The sequence below is a fragment of the Mesorhizobium sp. CNPSo 4671 genome, from assembly GCF_057784245.1.
In genome coordinates this window covers 117,471-137,333 of record NZ_JBWLUW010000002.1, presented here as the reverse complement: position 1 = coordinate 137,333, position 19,863 = coordinate 117,471, and the positions used below count along the sequence as shown (strand labels likewise).

Annotated in this window: 20 protein-coding genes; 10 read left to right on the top strand and 10 right to left on the bottom strand. The window is 63.5% G+C overall.

Features of this window, described 5'->3' with window-relative positions:
* Window positions 1-58: 58 nt before the first annotated feature.
* Window positions 59-685: a TetR/AcrR family transcriptional regulator gene (locus AC04SF_RS05025; protein ID WP_096448988.1), complete on the top strand. Its 627-nt coding sequence runs from the start codon at window positions 59-61 to the stop codon at window positions 683-685.
* On the opposite strand, the gene AC04SF_RS05020 is transcribed toward AC04SF_RS05025, so the two are convergent.
* The gene (locus tag AC04SF_RS05020) at window positions 618-1,574 is read right to left on the bottom strand and encodes a LysR family transcriptional regulator (RefSeq protein WP_202353718.1); all 957 of its coding nucleotides are present in this window, start codon (window positions 1,572-1,574) and stop codon (window positions 618-620) included. The genes AC04SF_RS05025 and AC04SF_RS05020 overlap by 68 nt on opposite strands.
* 108 nt (window positions 1,575-1,682) lie before the next feature.
* Here AC04SF_RS05020 and AC04SF_RS05015 point away from each other — a divergent pair, with 108 nt between their 5' ends.
* On the top strand, window positions 1,683-2,315 hold the full coding sequence (locus AC04SF_RS05015) for an FMN-dependent NADH-azoreductase (RefSeq protein WP_096448990.1): 633 nt from the start codon (window positions 1,683-1,685) through the stop codon (window positions 2,313-2,315).
* Between the two features lie 105 nt (window positions 2,316-2,420).
* On the opposite strand, the gene AC04SF_RS05010 is transcribed toward AC04SF_RS05015, so the two are convergent.
* The 5 genes from AC04SF_RS05010 to AC04SF_RS04990 form a co-directional block, all read right to left on the bottom strand.
* Window positions 2,421-3,113: a hypothetical protein gene (locus AC04SF_RS05010; RefSeq protein ID WP_202353043.1), complete on the bottom strand. Its 693-nt coding sequence runs from the start codon at window positions 3,111-3,113 to the stop codon at window positions 2,421-2,423.
* An 11-nt stretch (window positions 3,114-3,124) separates the two neighbouring features.
* The gene (locus tag AC04SF_RS05005; RefSeq protein ID WP_488476794.1) at window positions 3,125-4,126 is read right to left on the bottom strand and encodes a 3-oxoacyl-ACP synthase III family protein; all 1,002 of its coding nucleotides are present in this window, start codon (window positions 4,124-4,126) and stop codon (window positions 3,125-3,127) included.
* Window positions 4,127-4,516: 390 nt separating this feature from the next.
* The gene (locus AC04SF_RS05000) at window positions 4,517-5,743 is read right to left on the bottom strand and encodes an ROK family transcriptional regulator (protein WP_488476793.1); all 1,227 of its coding nucleotides are present in this window, start codon (window positions 5,741-5,743) and stop codon (window positions 4,517-4,519) included.
* Window positions 5,744-5,883: 140 nt separating this feature from the next.
* Window positions 5,884-6,906 carry an SIS domain-containing protein gene (locus AC04SF_RS04995; protein WP_488476792.1) on the bottom strand — a complete coding sequence of 341 codons (1,023 nt, stop codon included), beginning with the start codon at window positions 6,904-6,906 and terminating at the stop codon, window positions 5,884-5,886.
* A complete protein-coding gene (locus tag AC04SF_RS04990) occupies window positions 6,907-7,830 on the bottom strand; it encodes a BadF/BadG/BcrA/BcrD ATPase family protein (RefSeq protein ID WP_488476791.1) in 924 nt (307 codons plus the stop codon).
* 151 nt (window positions 7,831-7,981) lie between these two features.
* Here AC04SF_RS04990 and AC04SF_RS04985 point away from each other — a divergent pair, with 151 nt between their 5' ends.
* From AC04SF_RS04985 to AC04SF_RS04965, 5 genes are read left to right on the top strand one after another with little or no spacing between them, the layout of a single operon-like run.
* Window positions 7,982-9,232, top strand: coding sequence for a sugar ABC transporter substrate-binding protein (locus AC04SF_RS04985; RefSeq protein ID WP_488476790.1), 1,251 nt, complete (start codon window positions 7,982-7,984; stop codon window positions 9,230-9,232).
* A 1-nt stretch (window position 9,233) separates the two neighbouring features.
* Entirely contained in the window at window positions 9,234-10,169 is a 936-nt protein-coding gene (locus AC04SF_RS04980) for a carbohydrate ABC transporter permease (protein WP_488476789.1), read from the top strand.
* Entirely contained in the window at window positions 10,166-11,014 is an 849-nt protein-coding gene (locus tag AC04SF_RS04975) for a carbohydrate ABC transporter permease (protein WP_488476788.1), read from the top strand. Before AC04SF_RS04980 ends, AC04SF_RS04975 begins: the two co-directional genes overlap by 4 nt.
* Window positions 11,015-11,030: 16 nt before the next feature.
* Window positions 11,031-11,963: a 3,5-dioxohexanoate:acetyl-CoA acetone transferase gene (gene kce / locus AC04SF_RS04970; RefSeq protein WP_488476787.1), complete on the top strand. Its 933-nt coding sequence runs from the start codon at window positions 11,031-11,033 to the stop codon at window positions 11,961-11,963.
* Window positions 11,964-11,974: 11 nt separating this feature from the next.
* Window positions 11,975-13,033, top strand: coding sequence for an ABC transporter ATP-binding protein (locus AC04SF_RS04965; protein ID WP_488476786.1), 1,059 nt, complete (start codon window positions 11,975-11,977; stop codon window positions 13,031-13,033).
* A gap of 29 nt (window positions 13,034-13,062) precedes the next feature.
* Here the strand turns inward: AC04SF_RS04965 and AC04SF_RS04960 are convergent, their stop codons facing one another.
* The gene (locus AC04SF_RS04960) at window positions 13,063-13,362 is read right to left on the bottom strand and encodes an AzlD family protein (protein WP_096449010.1); all 300 of its coding nucleotides are present in this window, start codon (window positions 13,360-13,362) and stop codon (window positions 13,063-13,065) included.
* Complete coding sequence (locus AC04SF_RS04955; RefSeq protein WP_488476785.1) at window positions 13,359-14,093, bottom strand: AzlC family ABC transporter permease; 735 nt, start codon at window positions 14,091-14,093, stop codon at window positions 13,359-13,361. Before AC04SF_RS04955 ends, AC04SF_RS04960 begins: the two co-directional genes overlap by 4 nt.
* A gap of 170 nt (window positions 14,094-14,263) precedes the next feature.
* On the opposite strand from AC04SF_RS04955, the gene AC04SF_RS04950 reads away from it, so the two are divergent.
* Both AC04SF_RS04950 and AC04SF_RS04945 read left to right on the top strand, forming a co-directional pair.
* Entirely contained in the window at window positions 14,264-14,722 is a 459-nt protein-coding gene (locus AC04SF_RS04950) for an Lrp/AsnC family transcriptional regulator (protein WP_488477325.1), read from the top strand.
* A gap of 149 nt (window positions 14,723-14,871) precedes the next feature.
* A complete protein-coding gene (locus tag AC04SF_RS04945; protein WP_488476784.1) occupies window positions 14,872-16,074 on the top strand; it encodes an MFS transporter in 1,203 nt (400 codons plus the stop codon).
* 53 nt (window positions 16,075-16,127) lie between these two features.
* Here AC04SF_RS04945 and AC04SF_RS04940 read toward each other — a convergent pair whose 3' ends face one another.
* Both AC04SF_RS04940 and AC04SF_RS04935 read right to left on the bottom strand, forming a co-directional pair.
* On the bottom strand, window positions 16,128-17,261 hold the full coding sequence (locus AC04SF_RS04940; protein WP_488476783.1) for an NAD(P)/FAD-dependent oxidoreductase: 1,134 nt from the start codon (window positions 17,259-17,261) through the stop codon (window positions 16,128-16,130).
* 37 nt (window positions 17,262-17,298) lie between these two features.
* Window positions 17,299-17,967 (bottom strand): peroxiredoxin, encoded by a 669-nt coding sequence (locus AC04SF_RS04935; protein WP_488476782.1) that lies wholly within the window; start codon window positions 17,965-17,967, stop codon window positions 17,299-17,301.
* 145 nt (window positions 17,968-18,112) lie between these two features.
* Between AC04SF_RS04935 and AC04SF_RS04930 the strand changes: the two genes are divergently transcribed.
* Window positions 18,113-19,819: an AfsR/SARP family transcriptional regulator gene (locus AC04SF_RS04930; protein ID WP_488476781.1), complete on the top strand. Its 1,707-nt coding sequence runs from the start codon at window positions 18,113-18,115 to the stop codon at window positions 19,817-19,819.
* The last annotated feature ends 44 nt before the right edge of the window (window positions 19,820-19,863 follow it).

Here is a 19,863-nt window from a genome sequence, read left to right as displayed (position 1 = left end):
CTCCCTGGGCATAACATACAGTCTGTATGTAAATCGAATTAACATACAGGCTGCATGTATGCAACAGGAATCCGCGCGCCGCTCCAACCGCGACCGCACCGAGGCGACGCGCGCCGATTTGATCGCGGCGGCGCGAAAGCTGTTCACCGAGAAATCCTACGCCGAGACCGGCACGCCGGAGATCGTCACCGCCGCCGGCGTGACGCGCGGCGCGCTCTATCACCATTTTGCCGACAAGCAGGCGCTGTTTGCCGCCGTGGTCGAGCAGGAGGCGCAAGCGGTAGCGCAAGAAATCGACCGTGCCTCGCCACCTTCGCTCGAAGCCCGCGATGCGCTCATCGCCGGCTCCGACGCCTATCTCACCGCCATGCGCGCGCCCGGCCGCACGCGGCTGCTGCTGCTCGACGGCCCCGCCGTGCTCGGCCGCGCCGCCATGGATGCGATCGACAACCGCCATGGCAACCGCTCACTGCGCGAGGGCCTGGTCGCGGCGATGCGAGCCAACACGATGACGCGATTGCCGGCGGAGGCGCTGACCGCGCTGCTTGCATCCGCCTTCGACCGCGCAGCACTTGCCATCGAGGCCGGCGCCTCAGCCGAGGATTACCGCGCCGTGCTCATGGCGCTGATTGACGGATTGTCTCCGGATCGTCCTCAGGCACCTCGCCCGGCTCGAACTCGTTGAAGCAGCCGAGCCCGCGCTTGAACCGGTCGATCAGCCAAGCGGCCGCCGGCTTCGGGCTGCGGTCGTTGCGGTGCATGGCAAACAGTGGCGAGCTCACTTCCTTGTAGGGTTCGAGATCAAGTTCCACCAGGCGGCCGGTGGCCAGGTCGTCGGCGATCAGCCAGCGCGGCAGCCCACCCCAACCCAGCCCCTCGCGCATCAGCATGTGCTTGGTGCGCATGTCCGTCAGCCGCCAGGTGCGGTAGGCAAAGACGCCATAGTCACGCCCCTTGGTGCGCTCGGACTGATCGGTGACGACAAGCTGCGTGTGTTCGCGCACATCCTCGATCTTCACCGGCTTCGGCAGCCGTGCCAGGGGATGGGTGGGCGCAGCGGCAGGCACCATCGACATGAAGCCGATGCGCACGAGATGCACGTCGACCTCGCCCAGCAGGCCGCCAATGCCGAGATCTGCCTGTCCATTGACGACATGGTCCGGGATCAACCCGAGCGAGCCGATATGCAGTCGCAGCATCACAGTCGGAAACTGCGCCTCGAATGCCTTCAGCACCCGCACCAGCACCGGCGAAGGCAGCGCCGAATCGACCGACAGCGCCACTTCGGCCTCCAACCCGTGATGGTGGCCATCGACGCGCGAGCGCATGCGCTGCAGCACGCCGATCATGCGCCTTGCGTCCTCCAGCATCGCCCGGCCGATCTCGGTCAGTTGCGGCTCGCGCGTGCCCTCGCGCTCGAACAGTTTCAGCCCAAGCTGCGCCTCGAGATTGGCGATGCCATAACTGATGACGGATTGTGCCCGGTTGAGCTTGCGGCCGGCGGCCGAGAAACTGCCGGTGTCGGCAACTGCGACAAAGATCTGGAGCTGGTCGAGGGTCGGGTTGGGTTGCATCACTGTATCTATTTTGTGGATGGATCGTATAGAAAATATACCAGTTTATCTGATGGATCGATAGACCCATATCTGGCGGGACGATTCATTCCACTGGAGAGACCCGCTATGTCCATTCTTCTCGTTACCTCGAGCCCGCGCGGCGCTGCCTCGCACTCGACCCGCATCGCCACCGAATTCGCTGAAAAGCTTGTCGCCGCCGATCCGTCGAACACGCTTGTCGTGCGCGACCTCGTCGCCAACCCGCTGCCGCATATCGATGCCGACTACGCGACCGGCATCTACACGCCGGCTGAAGCCCGCACCCCGCGTCAGGCTGAGGTTGTCGGCGTCTCCGACGTCGTGCTCGACGAACTGTTCGCCGCAGATACCGTGATCCTCGCCACCGGCTTCATCAACTTCAACATCTCCTCGACGCTGAAGTCGTGGGTCGATCACATTGCCCGCTCCGGCCGGAGCTTTGCCTATGGCGAAAGCGGCCCCAAGGGCCTCGTCACCGGCAAGAAGGTCTATATCGTACTGGCTTCGGGCGGCATCTATTCCGAAGGTGCGGCAGTGCAGTTCGATCACGCCATCCCCTATCTGCGCGGCGTGCTCGGCTTCCTCGGCATGACCGATGTCGATGTCATCCGCATCGAAGGCGTAGGCATGGGCCCTGACGCGGTGACCGCCGCACTCGCCAAGGCGACCGCCAAGGTCGACGCCGTGGTGGCCAGCCAGCAGGTGGCTGCCGCCGCGTAAACAACCGACCATCTGACCTCGAAAGGCAGGCGCCCGCGCCTGCCTTTTTCGTTTCAGCCGGCCTACGAGCGGCCGCCGGTGCCTCACACTTTTCCTGGAATTTCTCTAGTCTTGCGCACTGCGTCTGACCGGCACGACCCGGTCAATCCGCTTGCCGCTCGAATCCTCCACGACCAGATGAATGCTTTGAACCTCAGCTGGAGAAGGTGCCTTCAATTGCACCTGCTTGACGATCCAGCCTCCTTCAAATGCCAGGTCCTTGACTTCGACATTGTCCGTGCCCTGTCCGACGCCATACTGAAGTGGCGCCGTGCCGCCCTTTATCACGGCTCGCACCGTAACCAGCCCTGCAGGGCCGACTGGCTGCGGTGAAAGATCCGGCGTGGACAATTCAAACGGCGCCTCCAGATTTGCCTTCGAAGACTCCGCCCCGAAGTAATAGCCGACGATCGTGCCAAACACGCCCAGCAGGAGGGACAAGACTTCCTTCGCCCTCTGAAAGCGACCGTCATTCGCGTCGCTTGGAGCTGGCCCGACCAGCGTGTTGAGGACGAGTGCGACGGCGATTCCTATGGTCACGATCGCGAAGAGATAGGTAATCAGCCCTCTGGCAAGCTCGGGCCTTGCCATTCCCGAAAGAAAGCCGTGATCGACGCCGAGCATCGAAGCGCCGATCATGACAAACAGACTGAGCAGAATCAGAGTTGCAAGGATTACTATCGGATTTTGAAAATTCGCCTGCGAAACATCCGGCTGGGACTCGGCCGGTTTTGGTGTCCCATCGTCCTTGTCTGCCATCACTCCCCTCCTCAGTAGATGCCCTCCATCAGGCCAAATACCATTCCAGCGGAAGCCGGACACAACACCACCCGCATTCCTCGCTCCAACGAACCCTCTTTGGTTGCCTCACACATAGCCGCAGGAATAGACGCTGATGCCAAGTTTCCGAATTTTCGAAATACTTTGTCATAAAGGCGGTCGCCAACGCCCAGTCTAGTCGCCATGATTTTCAGGGCCGACTCGCTGGAACTGTGTGGGAACCAGATGTCGATGCCAGAAACGTCGGGGTATGCCGCCTTTACAAAAGAGGTCATTTCCCTGCTCGCCGTCTGTGTAAGCTCTGAGCTGTAGGCAACCAGTTGATGGACGCCATTGGCTCCAACTTTTGTATCAGGCAAGCAGAAATCGCGAAAGCCGGGAAGTGGTAGATTGCAAAGCGATGCAAACTGGGGTCTGGTTCGAAAACGAAATTTCCAAGCATCTGGCGACCATGTAACGACGGTGGCAGTGGCTGCTTCGCCGATAGTTAGAGCTGGAAATGTATAAGCGATTTCAGGATCGGTCTGCATTTTGAAGATTTCGGGATATCCGTTTTCGTAGACGCTGAACTCAGCATTTACGATCAGGATCCTTGCGTATGATCGGGTCAGCAAAAAGCCTTGGGCAACCTGAAGCGCCCTTGCCCAACTCATGCACGCCTCCGTAATGTCGAAGGCGTCGCACTCGATGCCAAGTGCAGAAACCAGGAACGTCGCGTTGGCCGGCTCCAGAAAGCCGCGCCCTATCCCGCAGTAGATGACCAGATCTATGTCCCGGGGCACCAGGCCAGCATCGGCGATGGCCGATCGAGCGGCATCACGCAACAGGTCAAAGGCTCTTTCCCCGGCGCCCGTGTCACGGACGTAACGCGACTGTGCGCCGGCTCTTCGGAACAGGCGCTCGATTTTCCGACAATAAGACTCTAACTCTTCTCTATTTTGACTTTGATTGTAATCACGAATATATCTTAGTATATCTTCATTCGAGATCATTCGGGATGGAGTTCTAAGCGCAATTGAATCAATACGCATTCCGGCACCCCGAGCACGTCAGGTAGCCGTATTTTTCACCTCGATCTTGATTGCTTCCCGATTCAGTCATTAGCCCCGCCGGTAGCTCGTCTGAAAAACGACAATGAGAAAAGCCGGAAATTATCTCAATTTCGACGATGGCGCACCCTATAATCCGGTTCGATCCTGCAGCCGGAGTGGAGCGTGACGGCGGAGATCTGCTCCGCACGAGGGGCGGCTGGCCTGACGCGTTGACCGCCGCGCTCGCCAAGGTCGACGCCGTTGTGGCCAGCCAGCAGGCCGCTGCTGCCGCGTAAGACTCTCGATCATCTGAACTCGAAGGGCAGGCGTTCGCGCCTGCCCTTGTTTTTATCAGACATCCTTTGCCTGACCAGCCGTGTCCGTCGCGTCTTGCGTTATTTCCGTCAGCGGCGGCAGCACGACGGCCGGATGGCGGCCTTCGCGCAGCATCAGGCCGAGACTGTAGTCGACGGCCAGCTTCATCGCGCCGAGCGCCGTGCCGCCGTCTTCCAAAGAGCTGACGGCGATCCGTGTCGGCCACGCAAGGTCCGCCGCGACGTGCTCGACCTTTTCCGTCATCAGCGGATTCCTGCCGACGCCACCGCCAAGCACGATCAGGCCGGGGTCAAGCATGCCGATGCAGCCGGCCGCCAGCCTGCCGATATCGGCAGCATGGCGTGCGACGGCTGCCGCCGCCGGCGGTGAACCCTCAAGCGCGCGCGCAAAAAGATCCTTGGCCGAGTCGGGCGGCGCGCCTTCCCCCGCCGGCCAGTCGACACGGCAGCGTTCGATCAGCGCCCGCGATCCGAGATAATGTTCGAGCCCTTCACGATGGGGCGTCTCGCTGGCCGACCACGGAAACGGCATGCGGCCGATTTCGCCGGCGGCACCGCCGGCGCCGCGGAACAGGCGCCCCTCGGTAATGAAGCCGAGACCGACCCGCACGCCAACCTGCAGAAAGGCGAAGGTCTGGTGGCCTTGCGCAGCGCCAAAGTGCATCTCGCCAATGGCAGCACAGTTGACGTTGTTTTCCAGGATGATCGGCACCTCGATGCTGCGGCGCAGCAGGCCAAGCACGGCGGATGGCCCACCGGGCCGGTCGAAACGATCGTTGGAGACGATACGCGGCACGGCCACCGCAATGGCGCGCAGCGCACGAAAACTCTTGGCCACGCCAGCCATGGTGGCACGCGCCACCGACAGCACGACGGCGCCGACCTTGTCGGCATCGCCGGCTATCGCTTCCGCGATCGGTTCTTCCGCCGACGCCAGCTTCTGTGCATCCATCGAATAGGCGACGGCGCGCACCTGGGCCGCGCCGACATCGATGCCGATCGCGTAGCCGGCGCCCGGACCGATGCCGTAGATCGTCGCCGTGCGGCCGATGGCGCCACGCTCAATGCCACGCGAGGCAACGAGGCCGAGTGCGCTCAGTTCCGACACCGCCGCCGACATGGTCGGCTTCGAAAGGTCGAGCATGGCGCCGAGCTTCGGCCGCGTCACCGGCCCATGCGCGGCGAGCACGCGCAGCACGGCGCGGGCGCTGTCGGTCAGATTGGGGATTTCCGCAGCCGCCATCTCAGCCGTTCGACCTTTTGCCTGAAATCCTGTCACCAGTCGGTGAAAGCGCGATCGCCGCCCCGACTCGAAAGCCGCATCCTGTTCTCAATGCCCCATTGCCAGGCGGTTTGGCAATTTCCACGATCCGGACAGCGGCGTCAGACTTCGGTCGGCGACCACGGCTTCAGCTTGATATCGGTCTGGCGGTAGCGGAACACGATGTCGGTGAGGCCGGCCGCGTCCTGCATGTCGCCGACAATGAGCTGGATGGCGATGATCTCCAGTATGGCGTCGGCGATGGCGTTGCCGAGCGCCGGAATGGGGATCACCACCAGCCTGTCTGCTGGGGCGACATCGCCGCGCCGCGTCACCAGCACCGAAGGACAGCCCAGCGCGGCGACATCTTGCGCGATCTTGACCTCGCGGCCATCGCCGATGGCGATCAAACCGGTCGCCGCATCCTGCGATTCCATCGGCCCGTGCAGATAGTTCAGCGTGTCCCATCCCGATGCCGGCACCCGGACGGCCTCGCGGATCAGCATCGCCGCCTCGCCCGCATTGGCGAAGCAGACGCCGGCGCCGACGATGTCGATGGATGTTCTGCCCTGCAGCAGCCGTGCCGCCTGCCCGGCAGCGCTTTGCGCACCGGAGAGAACGGTCGCGACGGCGCTGGGCAAACGCGTCCAGTCAAGACTGTTGCCGGCAAGCTTGTCGGTCAGCATGCCAAGCGCCAGCAAGGTCCCGGTATAGCCGGTGGAACTCGCGCCATTGTCGGCCCCGGAGTCAGTGGCAAGCACTGCGCCGGTGAGTTCAGCCAGCGGATTGTCGCTGCCGCGACAGACCGCCAGGCGCGGCGACGCCGACGCCTCGCGCATGACGTCGGAGATTTCGCGACTCTGCCCGGAGGCCGAGAGCGCGATGAACGCTTCGGCGGCCGCATCCGTCCGGCCATAAAGGTCGGTCGGCGTATAGGCAAAAGCCTTGATGCCGGAGGCGCGCAGATAGTGCGCGCCAACAAGGGCCGTCTGGTAGCTGGCGCCGATGCCGGCAAGCCCGATTGTCTTGCCGGCGAAAGCGCTGAGATCCAGGCCGTCGAGTGCCGAGGCCACCGAACGCCTGCCGATTTCGAGACTTTCCGCCTGGCGCGCCACCGCCTGGCGGTAGCCGATACGCTTCATCATTCAAACAACTCCAATCGACGGGGACAGGTCCTGGCCGACGAGCAGTCGCCTGGCCAAGGCGACCGCGCCAAGCACGGGCTGTTCGCGCAGCAGTAGCACCTGGCTCGACGGCGAGATCTTTGCCATGGCCTCGACAAATGCCGTCATCAGCATCGGCTGCTCTGAAATGACACCGCCGCCAGCCACGACAAGGGCGGGATTGGCGCCGCGTTCGATCAACAGTTCGACCAGCGCGGCGAGCCCTGCCCCACCTTCCCGGATGACCCGGATGGCGAGGGCCGAGCCGGCATTCGCCGCGTCGAACACGGCATTGGCATAGCGGCCCCAGACCGCCGCCCCGCGCGTTTCGTTGAGCAGGATGCCAAGCTTGGTCTGGTCGTCTGTATCGAGCTCGCGCATCAGCGCGGCAATCAGCGGGTCGCCATCCCGGCCCCGGTCGAGGCTGTGCCGGATCGCCTTGGCCGCCTCGCGCACCAAGGCCGGCGCGCTACCCTCGTCGCCGAGGATCCAGCCCCAGCCGCCGGCGGCCAGCATCTTGCCATCGGCCGTGCGCGCCACCGCGATCGAGCCGGTGCCGGCGACGACGCCGATCCCGTCGACATGGCCGGCGGCAGGCACCATCAGTTCGGCATCGTTGACGACCTGCACCAAACCACCGGTCCGGGCGGCCAGCAGCGCCTGGAACCGTTGGCATTGTTCGTCCGTGTCGCAACCGTGGGCGCCGACCGCCATGGCCGCTGGTGCAACGCCATCGCACAATCCGGCAACGATCCCGGCCAGCGTCGTCGCATCGATCTCCATCTGGCGAATGCGCCAGCTCTCCGTCACCAGCACCTCATCGGCAATCGTCTGCTCGCCCAGGCACGCCACGATACGCGTCTTGGTGCCGCCTATATCCACGCCTGCAATGATTTTCTGGGTCACCGATATCCACCGCGCAAGCCGGGACGCAGCAGGCTGCCGCGTCCAATTCACATTAGTTAGGAAACTTTACAAACTATCTTCCCAGACGGCAAGAACTATGATTTGATAATCGTCGTAAAAAGCGCATCAAGCGCGATTGGGAGATTGCAACATGAGCAGGAGAAGGATTGGGCTGGCCCTCGCGGCCGCGTCTTTCGCATGGGGATTGGCAGCCAGCGTGGCGCATGCCACCGACATCTCGTTCTGGACCTGGCGCCAGGAAGACAAGGCTGCCTACAACGAACTTTTCGCCGATTTCACCAAGGCCAACCCGGACATCCATGTGAAGTTCGAGTCGTTCCCGGATGAGAACTATCCGACGATCGTTTCGACCGCGCTGGCCGCCGGCAAGGGCGGTGACGTCATCCACACCCACGCCTATGGCTGGCTCGAGCAGTTCGTGAAGGCCGGCTATTTCGAGCCTCAGGATCTGACCACGGTGCCTTCACTCGCCAACCAGCCCGCCGATGCGCTGGTGGCCGGCACCTACCGCGCCGACAAGAAGGTCTATTCGCTGCCCTTCGCCTCGCAGACGCTCGGCCTATTCATCAACAAGGACGTTTTCGCCAAGGCCGGGCTGACGCCGCCGACCACATGGGACGAGTTCATAACCGTCAGCAAGGCGATGAAGGACAAGGGCATTTATCCCCTGGCCAACGGCATGGGCACCAGCTGGTTCAACGAGATGTTCGTGGCCATCTTCACCAATCCGTTCCTCGGCCAGGAGTTCGTCAGTGACCTGACCTCGGGCAAGACCACCTTCAAGGACCCGCGCTATGTCGCGGCACTCGGCAAGCTGCTCGAATTGCGCGACTACATGCCGCCCGGTTTCGAAGGCATCGACTACGACACCGCCGGCCAGCTGTTTATCAGCGGCAAGGCGGCGATGCTGGCCGGCGGCAGCTTCGACATCGCCACCTACAGAAGCCAGAACCCGGCCATCAACATGGACTTCGTCGCTCCGCCCATGGCCAAGGCCGGCGACACGCCGCAGGTGACCAAGTTCTTCGACGGCGGTTATGCGGTCAACGCCAAGTCAGCCAACAAGGAGGCGGCGCTCAAGCTGGTCAACTGGATGGGCACCAAGGAATTTGGCGACAAGTTTTCCGCCCTGCTCGGCAACATCTCGCCGATCAAGGGTGTCGTCATCAAGGACGAGTTGCTGTCGCACGTCGCCAAGTTGAACGAAACCGCCATGCCGCATATCAATGTCGTCTACTTCCGTTTCGAGAAGCCGACGGGATCGGAGCTGCTGCAGGGCGACATCACCAAGATGATGTCGGGTTCGATCACCCCGGACCAGGTGGCGGCCGACCTCACCAGCGGCCTCGCCAAATGGTACAAGCCTTTCCAGGGCAAGTGACATGAACAGCGGCCGGCGCCACACGAAAAAAGCCTTTCCGTGGCGCCGGTCACTCTGGATCGCGTCCCTGCTGACACCGGCCCTGGTGGTCATGGTGTTGTTCGTGCTCTGGCCGCTGCTCTCGGCCTTCCGCCTTGCCTTCTATGAGTTCAACGGCTTGCAGCCGACCGGATTCATCGGCTTCGAAAACTTCCGCAAGGTGCTGTTTGAACAGCCTTATAGCGATTGGACCTACAATGCGCTGAAGCACAACATCATCGCCTTCGTGGCGCTGATGGTGTTCGAGAACGGCACCGCCTTCCTGCTCGCCTATGCCTTGCTGAAAGCGCTCCCCGGCCACCGCATCCACCAGGTCATCGTCTTTCTTCCCGTCGTCCTGTCGGCGGTCATCGTCGGCTTCCTGTGGAAACTGTTCCTGCATCCGCTGTTCGGTCTGGTGAACCAGACGCTGGCGCTGGTCGGCATCGGCGCCATACCGTGGCTCGGCAATGAACACACCGCACTCGGCAGCATCCTGTTCGCCAATGTCTGGCACTGGCTCGGCTTCCCGACCCTGGTGCTTCTCGCCGGCATGCAGCGCGTCAGCAAGGAAGTGATCGAGGCCGCCCGCCTCGACGGCGCCGGCGACTATGTGCTGATGACCAGGATTATCTGGCCGCTGATTGCGCCGAGCGTCACCATCGTCACCATCCTGACCTTCATCGGCAGCTTCAACTGGTTCGAGATCCCCTACGTCATGGCCGGCCTCACCGGTTCGCCCGGCGGCGCCACCGACGTGCTCGGCCTCTATTTCTACCGCACCGCCTTCGGCTCGACGACGACCGGCATCCAGGATTTCGGCCAGGGCAGCGCGCTGGCCGTGATGATGTTCATCATCGTTGCCGGCGTCACCGCAATCGCGCTTCGCTACTTGCGCCGTCGAGAGATCGAACTGTGAGCGCAGTGGTCGGCACCAAGCAAATAGGCGAGCTGTTGAAGAACGGCGCCATCCAGCTGATGCTGGCGATCAACGCCGTCATCATGATCTATCCGCTGTTCGTCATGGTGATGTCGTCCTTCAAGACCAATGCCGAGATCTTCTCCTCGCCCTTCGCCCTGCCCGCGCATTTTTCGCTGGCCAATGCCGAGCGGGTGTGGAGCGAAACCAATTTCGTCCGTTACCTCGCCAATTCCGTCGGCATCACCATGGCCGCGGTGGCTCTGATCCTTCTGTTCAGCACCATGGCCGCCTACGCGATCGCCCGCTACCAGTTCAGGCTGAGCGCGCTGGTGCTGATGTTTTTCCTGAGCGGCATGACCGTGCCGCTGAAACTGGCGATCATCCCGCTGTTCATCCAGCTGGATTCGCTTGGCCTGGTCGACAGCTATGCCGGCCTGGTGCTGGTCTATGTCGCCATGGGCATTCCCTCGGCGGTGTTCATCATGACCGGCTTCCTCCGGACCTTGCCGCGCGAACTGGAAGAATCGGCGCGCATGGACGGCGCCAGCGAGTTTCGCATCATGCGCTCGATCATGCTGCCGCTGGCGCGACCGGCGCTGGTCATCGTGGCGATCCAGAACGCCGTGCCGATCTGGAATGATTTCTTCTTCCCGCTGGTGTTGATCACCTCGGACAATCTCAAGACGCTGCCGCAGGGCCTCACCGTCTTCGTCGGCGAGTTCACCACCGACTGGGGCGTGCTGTTCACCGGACTGACGTTGGCGGCACTGCCGATCACGCTGCTCTACATCGTGCTGTCGAAGCAGTTCATCTCGGGCATCACCCAAGGCGCAGTAAAATAGACGAGGATCCTTTCACGTGGCGAACCAGAACAAGATCATCATAACCTGCGCGGTCACCGGCTCGATCCACACGCCGTCAATGTCGCCGCATCTGCCGGTGAGCGCGCAAGAGATCGCCGATGCCGCGATCGGCGCGGCCGAGGCCGGTGCGGCCATCGTTCATCTGCATGCGCGCAATCCGGCCGATGGCCGGCCCGACCAGTCGACCGAGGCCTTCGCGCCCTTCCTGAAAGTGATCAAGCAGCGCTCCGACTGCGTCATCAACATCACCACCGGCGGGGCCGCGACGATGAGTGTCGAGGAGCGGGTCAAGCCGGCCGCGACCTTCGCGCCGGAAGTCGCCTCGCTCAACATGGGTTCGATGAATTTCGGTCTCTATCCGATGCTGGAACGCTTCAAGACCTTCGAGCATGACTGGGAGCGACCCTATCTCGAAGGCTCACGCGACCGCATCTTCCGCAACACCTTCGGCGATATCGAGCACATCCTGCGCACCTGCGCTGAAAACGGCACGCGTTTCGAAATCGAGTGCTACGACATCGGCCATCTCTACACGCTTGCCCATTTCGTCGAGCGCGGCCTGGTCAAGGCGCCGTTCTTCGTCCAGAGCGTGTTCGGCATTCTGGGCGGCATCGGCACCCATCCGGAGGACGTCGCGCATATGAAGCGCACCGCCGACCGCCTGTTCGGGCAGGACTACCATTGGTCGGTGCTGGGCGCCGGCCGCAGCCAGTTGCCGATCGCCGCCCAGGCGATCGCGCTCGGCGGCAATGTGCGTGTCGGGCTGGAGGACTCGCTGTGGATCGGCAAGGGCCAGTTGGCGAAATCCAACGCCGAGCAGGTGAAGAAGGTGCGCCAGATCATCGAAGGGCTTGGCGCCTCGGTCGCCACCCCTGACGAGGCGCGGCAGATCCTGCAGCTCAAGGGCGGCGACAAGGTCTCTTTCTAAGGAAAACACGAATGAGTGCGCTCACCATATCTGGCGTCGAGAAAGCCTATGGCAAGGCCAGGGTTATCCACGGCGTGTCGGTCGACATCGCGTCGGGTGAATTCGTCATCCTGGTCGGGCCTTCCGGCTGCGGCAAGTCGACTTTGCTCAGGATGATCGCCGGGCTGGAAGACATCAGTGCCGGCGAGATCGCGCTCGAAGGCAAGGTCATCAACGACGTCGCGCCAAAGTCACGCGACATCGCCATGGTGTTCCAGAACTATGCGCTCTACCCGCATATGACGGTGCGCGAGAACATGGCCTTCGCGCTGACGTTGAAGAAGACCGACAAGGGCGAAATCGACGCCAAGATAGCGCGCGCCGCGACGATTCTCGGACTGCAAGACCTGCTCGAGCGTTATCCGCGCCAGCTTTCCGGCGGCCAGCGCCAGCGCGTCGCCATGGGCCGCGCCATCGTGCGCGACCCGAAAGTCTTCCTGTTCGACGAGCCGCTCTCCAACCTCGACGCCAAGCTGCGCGTGCAGATGCGCACCGAGATCAAGGCACTGCACCAGCGCCTGGGAACCACCATCGTCTACGTCACCCACGACCAGGTCGAAGCCATGACCATGGCCGACAAGATCGTCGTCATGAATGGCGGCATCGTCGAGCAGGTCGGCGCTCCACTCGACCTTTACGACCGGCCGGCCAATCTGTTCGTCGCCCAGTTCATCGGCTCGCCGTCGATGAACATCCTGCAAGGCCGCACCACAGCGGACGGTTTTGCCGCTAGCGACGGCACCGTGTTTCCTCTGCCGATGCTGGAGCCGGGCGAGAGTGCGCTTGCCTGGGGCATCCGGCCCGAACATCTCAGGCTCTCCGACAGCGGCGTGCCGGCGGTGGTCGAAGTGGTCGAGCCGACCGGCGCGGAAACCCTCGTCATGGCCAAGGCCGGCAACAACACGCTGAGCGCACTGTTGCGCGAACGCATTCCCGTGATGCCGGGCCAACAGGTTTTCCTCGCGCCGGACCTGACCCATTTGCATCTGTTCAACGCCGAGGATCGGCGCATCACATCCACGGTGCAGTGAACGAGCGCCCTGCTGGCTTTGGCTGGAGGCTAGCCGATGAAATGCCTGAGCAGCCCCGCCGAGGCGACCCCGATCAGCACGGTCGGCAGCATGGACAACCGCATCGCCGCGACAAAAGTGATGGCCAGCGCCAGCAGATCGGCTGGGTTCTTCGACACGAACGCCGGCGCGATAACCGAGATCAGCACGCAGCCTGGTGCCGCTTCCATCACCGCCGTGGCGCGAGCGCTGAGCACGCGGTTGCGCAGCACGACATAGCCGCCGATCCGGGTGAGATAGGTGACGCCGGCCATCAGCACGATGGTGAGAAGGGTTGCCATGTCGATCATGCCTCACCTGCCATCAGCCAGGCAGCGGCGAGCCCCGACACCGCGCCCGCCGCGACATACCAGGCGCCGGGAATGAAGAGATAGACAAGGGCGGCGGCGACCAGGCTGACCAGCCACGGTCGCGCCGCCGAAACACTTTTCCACATGCCGCGCATCAGCACCAGGAAGACAGCCGGAAACGCCATGTCAAAACCATAGGTCTCGACATGACCGAGCATCGGCCCGAGCAAGGCGCCGAGCGTGGTGAAGGAAACCCAGGTCAGATACATCGCCAGCGCCGCGCCCATGTAATAGCGCGGGCTGAAGGCCGGCGTGAGGCCGGCGCCGGCGCGCTGTTTGGCGTCGGCCAGGCCGAGCGCCCAGCTTTCGTCACACAGGAAGAACAGCGCCGGAAACGCCTTGCGCCGCGGCAGGTCGCGCAGGAACGGCGCAAGTGCTGCTCCCATCAGCAGATGCCGGCTGTTGACCAGGAAGGTGATGGCGACGATGAGCAGGATATGCGGCGGCGACGTCCACAGCTGGATCGCCGCGAATTCCGAGCCGCCGGCGAAGTTCAGCCCCGTCATCATGGACAGTTCGACCGTGCTCAACCCTTTCTGGGTCGCCTGGGCGCCAAGCACCAAGGCATAGGGGATGGTGCCGAGCAGCACCGGCGCGCAGGACGCCACGCCCCGGCGGAACTCGGATCCGGAGCCATCGCCCACCGCTTCGATTGTCTGTGAAATGCTCATGCTCTGCCGTCGGCGGGCCTCGCGGCCGCCGCTTCCCTGCGTTTGAGCTCTCGTGATACCGGCGGCAAACATACCCACACCGCTCCGCAATTTGGTTGCGAAGATTGTTGTTTTTCACCCATTTTTGGCATTGAGTGTCACTCATGGCCGATAAAGTGGAATTCAACACCATGAAGCTCGATGACATCGACAGGCGCATCCTGCGGGCGCTGCAACGCAACGGCCGCATGGCCAACAACGAACTGGCCAACGAGGTCGGCCTGTCACCCTCGCCTTGCCTGCGGCGCGTCAAGCTTCTGGAGGAGGCCGGCGTCATCGACCGCTATGTCGCCGTGCTCAACCCGGCCAGCATCGGCAAGGGCCTCACTTTCTTCACCCGCATCTGGCTGAAGACGCAGGACGAAGATACGGTCCAGCACTTCGCCACCGAAGTGGCCAAGCTGCCGCAGGTCATGGAATGCTACCTGATGCTCGGCGACTGCGATGCCCTGGTGCGCGTGGTGGCGGCCGACGTCAATGATTATCGCCGCTTCCAGTCGGAGCATCTGAGCCGCATCAAGGGCGTCCAGAACGTCAAGACCGACGTTCCCAGCTGGACGATCAAGTACACGTCGGAACTGCCGATCTGACTGGCGCCGGTAAGACGATCCGGCCGGGCGAAAATGGGCGTCATTCCAAACTAGATAAAAAATGCAACCAGATTGTAGGATCGACCTCAACGCCCTCGTCCTTCGGACGCAAGCAGCGCTAAGCGCTGCCTTTGGCATGGGAGATTTGCATGAACCTTTCCTATCGTTGGGTCATCGTCGCGGCAGGCGCGCTGATGTCCTGTGTCGCCATCGGCACAATGTTTTCGCTGGCGATCTTTCTCGAACCGATGGCGCTCGACACGCAGTGGTCGCGCGCCGGCATTTCGAGCGCCATGACGCTCAACTTCCTGGTCATGGGCCTCGGCGGTTTCGCCTGGGGCGCTCTCTCCGACCGTTTTGGCGCCCTTATCGTCGTGGCGATCGGTGCCGTGCTGCTCGGCCTGGCACTTGTGGTGTCGAGCCGCGCCGGCTCGCTGCTGACCTTCCAGATCAGCTATGGCGTGCTTGTCGGGCTTGCGGCCAGCGCCTTCTTCGCGCCGATGATCGCGCTAACCACGGCCTGGTTCGACACCAATCGCGGCCTTGCGGTTTCGCTGGTCTCGGCCGGCATGGGCGTCGCCCCGATGACGATCTCGCCCTTCGCCCGCTGGCTGATCTCGGCCTATGAATGGCGCGCCGCCATGTTCGACATCGGCATCATGGCCTGGGTGTTGTTGCTGCCGGCGGTGCTCCTGGTGCGCCAGCCGCCAAAGCCCGCGGTGGCGGGTGCGGCCTCCACGCCGGTCGCCGAGGGTGCCGGCATGAGCGTGGCGCAGGCGCTGCGTTCGCCGCAGTTCGTCGTGCTCGGGCTGACCTTTTTCGCCTGTTGTGCCGCCCATTCCGGGCCGATCTTCCACATGGTCAGCTACGCCATGCTGTGCGGCGTCGCCCCCATGGCGGCGGTCACGATCTACAGCGTCGAGGGTCTCGCTGGCTTGGGTGGCCGGCTTCTCTACGGCGTGCTGGCCGATAGGCTCGGCGTCAAGCCGGTGCTGATCGCCGGTCTGGCGATCCAGGCGGTCGTCATTGCCGCCTATCTCTCGGTCAGCCAGCTCGACCAGTTCTATATGCTGGCCGTCATCTTCGGCGCCACCTATGGCGGCGTCATGCCGCTCTATGCCGTGCTGGCGCGTGAATATTTCGGCCAGCGCATCCTCGGCACCGTGTTCGGCGCCGCGACCATGCTGTCCAGTCTCGGCATGGCGCTCGGCCCGCTCGCCGGCGGCATGGTGTTCGATGCCTATGCCAGCTACCACTGGCTGTTCATCGGCTCGGCCCTTATCGGCCTGGGTGCCGCGGGCATAGCGATCGCCTTCCCGCCCTTGCCGCGAAAGCAGTTGCAGATGGCCTGAGGCAACGGGACGGGCGGCGGCGACAATTCATCGGCGCCCGCCCTTCTCGAAGGTCAATGCCCGAACCAGCGGGCCTTGCGGCTGGAGCCGAAATTCACCTTGTCGACCCGCAAAGCCTCCGACGGTTCGTAGAAAGCACCGGTGGGTTTCGGGCCGGAGAAGAAATCAACATCCACCCTGGCGATCCGGTTGGCACCGAACTCGATGTAGCAGGATCCCGCGCCCGGGTTCCTTGCCGTCGGTTCCTCATGGCGCAGCATGGCGATCAGGTTGGCCGCAACGGTGCGCGCGGCGCCCTCGGCAAAGACGCCCGCCTTCGGCGCGCCCGTATTGGCCAGATCCCCCAGCGCGTAGACGCCGGGAAATCGGGTTTCGAGTGTGCGCGGATCGATGGTCACCCAGCCGCCCTCGGTGATGCCGGCCTCGACGACGACATCGGGCGCGCGATTCCGGGGCACGCCCAGGAACAGATCGCAGGGCAGTTCGCCGCCATTGTCGAGCGTCACAACCTTGCGGCCCTCGTCCACGGACACCACACGGGTGCTGGGGATGAAGGTGATGCGGCGCTCGGCGAAGGCGGCCAGAAGCGCCTTCGACGTTTCGGGAGAAGGCGGCACCGGGCTCGACATCGCGTTCACATAGGTGATCTGGCAGTCGCCCCGAACGCCCCTCTCGGTCAGGTAGTCATGCAGCATCAACGCGCATTCGCTGGGCGCGGGCGGACATTTATAAGGCGCGCCGCAGACACCGATCACGGCATTACCCCGCGTGAAGCCTGGCAGCACCTTCGCCATGTGAGCGGCGCCCGGAACCGAATAGAATTCGTTGCGGCCAAGCGTGATGCCGGGTGTGCCCGATACGTCATAGTCGGCGCCGAGAGCGATCACCAATATGTCCGCCTCGTGCACACCTTTGTCCGTCGTCACGCGCCGCCGTTCCGGGTCGATGGCGGTGACGGTCTCGCGCTTCATCGTGACGCCGGCCTTGGCGTAGTCGGCGTAGGGCAGCCGCACAGCCGCTTCGGTTGCGCGGCCGAACATCACATCAAGCTTGGCAAAGCCGAACACGAAGGAATCCGACTTGTCGATCAGGGTGACAGCAATGCTGTCACCCAAAGCTTCTGACAAGGACGTGCTGAGTTCGAGCCCGCCGAAACCGGCGCCAAGGATAAGGATACGGGTTTTCATAATGTCACCTCTTGTTGCCGGACGCCTGGAAGAAGGCTCAGGCGTTGCCGTGCGGCTGCGGGACGATGCGGATATAGGGCTTGGGCTGCTTCCAGCCCTCGGGATAGAGCGCCTTGGCTTCATCATTTGAAACCGAACCCGCGATGATCACGTCGTCGCCTTGCCGCCAGTTCACCGGCGTGGCGACGCGATGCTTGGCGGTCAGCTGCATGGAGTCCACCACACGCAGGATCTCGTCGAAGTTTCGCCCGGTGGTCATCGGATAGGCGATCATCAGCTTGATCTTCTTGTCGGGCCCGATGACGTAGACATGGCGCACCGTCTGGTTGTCGGCCGCCGTACGCCCCTCGGCACTGTCGCCGGCCGTGGCGGGCAGCATGTCGTAGAGCTTGGCAATGGCCAGCATCGGGTCGCCGATCATCGGAAAGTTCGGTGCATGGCCCTGGGTCTCGGCAATGTCATCAGCCCATCCGGCATGACGCTCGACCGGATCGACGGAAAGCCCGATGATCTTGACGCCGCGCTTGTCGAACTCGGGCTTCAGCCTGGCCATGTAACCGAGTTCGGTGGTGCAGACGGGGGTAAAATCCTTGGGATGGGAAAACAGGATGCCCCATGAACTGCCCAGCCAGTCGTGGAAGCTGATTGGGCCGTGTGTGGTTTCGGCGGCGAAGTCGGGGGCCATGTCGGCGATACGAAGAGACATTCGATCCTCCTGCGAGAGATGGTTGGAATTGACTACGGGTGCAGACTAGGCAACCTATGTTCCGCCAGCGTTCCCCATCCCACAGGCGCTTGTGACGGCCGTTTTTTGGCGGCAATGGCGGATCGCTTGCTGAAGGGTGCTTCGGGTGCGCGTTCAAGTCCAATTGCTCGGCGGGTTCAGTGTCGGTCTGGACGGTCAAGTCATTCCGGCCGCGGCCTGGCGCCGTGACCGTGGCGCGGCGCTGGTGAAGCTGCTTGCCGTCACCCGTTCGCACCGCATTCACCGAGAACAGGTCATGGAGGCCTTCTGGCCCGATCTTGATCCGGAGGCTGCCGGAGCGAACCTGCGCAAGGCCATCCACTTCGCCCGCCGCGCCTTGGGTGCTCATGACCTGATCGAGCAGACGGCCGATGTCATCGCCCTCGCCCCAGCGGCCGATCTTGAAATCGACGTTGACGCTTTCGAGGCCGCCGCCAAACTTGCCTTGCGAGGCTCCGACCCTAGCGCCTGCGAAATGGCCGCCGATCTCTACATGGGAGACCTGCTGCCGGACGACCCCTATGTCGACTGGTTCGAAACGCCCCGCCAGGCCCTGCGGCAGCGCTATGCCGAGGTGCTGCGGGCCGGCAAGCTGTGGCAGCGCCTGATCGCGCTGGACCCGGCCGATGAGCAGGCGCAATGCGCCCTGATGCAGGCGGCGCTCGACGCCGGCAACCGGGCCGAGGCGATCCGGCTGTTCAATCAGCTGAGCCAAAGCCTGCGCATCGATCTTGGCGTCGGCCCGGGCGCCGAAACCGTGAAGCTCTACGAGAAGGCGTTGGCCGTGCCCTCCATCGACCCCGTCGGCTTGAGCGACCGCATCCGCGCCTCGCTGGCCTGGGGCCTGCTGCACCTGCAAAGCGGCGACTTTGCCAAGGCCGGCCAGGTCGGCCGGGAAACCCGCGAACTGGCGATGGGTGCCGGGCTTGCCCGCGAGGTTGGCGAGGCCAGCGCCCTGATCGGCCTGGTGGCCCACATGCAGGGCCAGTGGCGCGAACTGTTCAGGGCGGAGTTCATCGAATGGGTCCGCTCCAGGCCGGCCTTCGTCTCCAACGTTTTTGACGGGCATCTGTGCCTGGCCGAATTCTGCCTCTGCAGTGCCAAGGGCCACCACGACATCGCCGCCTCGGCACGGGAGCTGCTGTCGGTGGCCGAGGGCGCCGGCTCGATCGCCGGGCGCGGCCTGGCCTCGCTCGTGCTGGGCGAAGCGGCGCTCTTCTCGGGCCAGCTGGCCGAGGCCGAACGCATGTTGACCGAAGCCGAAAAACTCTATGCGCAGGTGGGAGCCGTTGCCGGCCGCGTGCTGGCGCTGCAGCGCCAGACGGAACTCGCGCTTGCCCGCCGCCAGAAATGGCAGGCGGGACGGCTGATCCACCGCGCCACCACCCTTGCCCATTCTTCCTGGCTGGCGCCGCATTTGCTGATCAGCCTGAAAGGGCTCGAGGTGCGCGCCGCCGCCACCTCCGAGAGGATCGCCGAGACCATTCGCGAAGGTGACCGTATGCTGTCATCGGGCTGTAATTGCCAGCCTTGCTCGATGACCTTCCGCACCGCGGCTGCCGTTGCCCTGGCCGAAGCGGGCGAGACCGAGCAGGTCAACCGCCGGCTCGACGAGGCTGAGCGGGTCGCCGGCATGTGGAATGGCAGCCCCTGGGTGGCTGCCGTGTGGGAAGCGCGCGGCGTGCAGCGCCGGGCCGAGCGTAACGAAACCCGGGCGGTGGCGGCGTTCGAGGAAGCAGCCACGCGCTTTGCCGCGCTTGGCAGGCCGATCGACGAGGTGCGCTGTCGGGCACGGATGGCAGAGCTGGGCTAGCACCACCCATCGGCGCGAGCCCATCTTAAAAAGCTAATAATCCC

Coding starts and splice junctions, on each gene's coding strand:
- AC04SF_RS05025 (WP_096448988.1), top strand. CDS start 59: ATGCAACAGGAATCCGCGCGCCGCTCCAACCGCGACCGCACCGAGGCG.
- AC04SF_RS05020 (WP_202353718.1), bottom strand. CDS start 1,574: ATGCAACCCAACCCGACCCTCGACCAGCTCCAGATCTTTGTCGCAGTT.
- AC04SF_RS05015 (WP_096448990.1), top strand. CDS start 1,683: ATGTCCATTCTTCTCGTTACCTCGAGCCCGCGCGGCGCTGCCTCGCAC.
- AC04SF_RS05010 (WP_202353043.1), bottom strand. CDS start 3,113: ATGGCAGACAAGGACGATGGGACACCAAAACCGGCCGAGTCCCAGCCG.
- AC04SF_RS05005 (WP_488476794.1), bottom strand. CDS start 4,126: ATGATCTCGAATGAAGATATACTAAGATATATTCGTGATTACAATCAA.
- AC04SF_RS05000 (WP_488476793.1), bottom strand. CDS start 5,743: ATGGCGGCTGCGGAAATCCCCAATCTGACCGACAGCGCCCGCGCCGTG.
- AC04SF_RS04995 (WP_488476792.1), bottom strand. CDS start 6,906: ATGATGAAGCGTATCGGCTACCGCCAGGCGGTGGCGCGCCAGGCGGAA.
- AC04SF_RS04985 (WP_488476790.1), top strand. CDS start 7,982: ATGAGCAGGAGAAGGATTGGGCTGGCCCTCGCGGCCGCGTCTTTCGCA.
- AC04SF_RS04980 (WP_488476789.1), top strand. CDS start 9,234: ATGAACAGCGGCCGGCGCCACACGAAAAAAGCCTTTCCGTGGCGCCGG.
- AC04SF_RS04965 (WP_488476786.1), top strand. CDS start 11,975: ATGAGTGCGCTCACCATATCTGGCGTCGAGAAAGCCTATGGCAAGGCC.
- AC04SF_RS04960 (WP_096449010.1), bottom strand. CDS start 13,362: ATGATCGACATGGCAACCCTTCTCACCATCGTGCTGATGGCCGGCGTC.
- AC04SF_RS04955 (WP_488476785.1), bottom strand. CDS start 14,093: ATGAGCATTTCACAGACAATCGAAGCGGTGGGCGATGGCTCCGGATCC.
- AC04SF_RS04950 (WP_488477325.1), top strand. CDS start 14,264: ATGAAGCTCGATGACATCGACAGGCGCATCCTGCGGGCGCTGCAACGC.
- AC04SF_RS04945 (WP_488476784.1), top strand. CDS start 14,872: ATGAACCTTTCCTATCGTTGGGTCATCGTCGCGGCAGGCGCGCTGATG.
- AC04SF_RS04940 (WP_488476783.1), bottom strand. CDS start 17,261: ATGAAAACCCGTATCCTTATCCTTGGCGCCGGTTTCGGCGGGCTCGAA.
- AC04SF_RS04935 (WP_488476782.1), bottom strand. CDS start 17,967: ATGTCTCTTCGTATCGCCGACATGGCCCCCGACTTCGCCGCCGAAACC.